Raw genomic sequence first — 755 nt, 5'->3', positions numbered from 1 at the left:
GCGGGCCCGCAGGCCCTCGCCAGCCCGGCCCCGGGTGGTCGGTTGCTCAGGAGGTCAGCCGCTGCAGCGCCGTCTCGTACCCCTTCGCCTGCCCGTCGGTCAGCACCAGGGAGACGCGCAGGACCACGCCGCCCCGCACGTAGACGTACTCGGTGACCAGTGGATTGTCCCTGGTGACGGTGAGAAGGAGGGCGGCCCGCCGCTGAGCGGCCGCCGCGTCGTGGAACGCCTCCACGGCGCCGCCGCGCTCGATTGCCCCCACCGGCGCCCCCGCCACCTCGTTCGAGCCGACCCGGGAGTCTCTGAACGCGATCCGGCTGGCGTAGCCGCCCGTCGTGCCCAGGAGCCGGTCGGGATCGGTGGCGGCGGTGTAGACGACGGTGGTGTGCAACGGCAGGCCGGCCGCGGCCAGCCTGATCGCGACCTGCTCGGCGGTGATGTTCGTCAGGAGCCCGCCGGTGTCGCCCTGGGCCGGGCTGGGCGTGCCGGTCGGGTCGGTGGGGAGTCCCGCCGTGCCGGCCGTCCCCGCGCTTGCCGTGGGTGGGCTCGCCGGGCCCGGACTTGCGATCGGCGCCGGGCGGGCCCGGTGCGCCGGTCCGACCATCCGGTTCAACGCGTACCCGGCGGCGCCGGCCAGGACGGCCACGACCAACACGAACGCGACGTAGGGCAGTAGGCCGTCCCGCGCGGCGGCGCCAGGCGGGCCGGTCTCCCGCCGGTCGGCCCCGGCGCGAGGATCGGCCCCTGGCCGCGGG

At 76.8% G+C, this 755-nt stretch carries 1 protein-coding gene; it reads right to left on the bottom strand.

Features of this window, described 5'->3' with window-relative positions; genetic code table 11:
• Window positions 1-46: 46 nt before the first annotated feature.
• A partial coding sequence (locus ND748_RS29750) for a hypothetical protein (RefSeq protein ID WP_251749525.1) occupies window positions 47-755 on the bottom strand: 709 nt, incomplete at its 5' end.

Source organism: Frankia sp. AiPs1, from assembly GCF_023716945.1.
Lineage (GTDB): Bacteria > Actinomycetota > Actinomycetes > Frankiales > Frankiaceae > Frankia.
The sequence above is the reverse complement of the archived record's forward strand: the minus strand, read 5'-3'. Positions and strand labels throughout refer to the sequence as shown.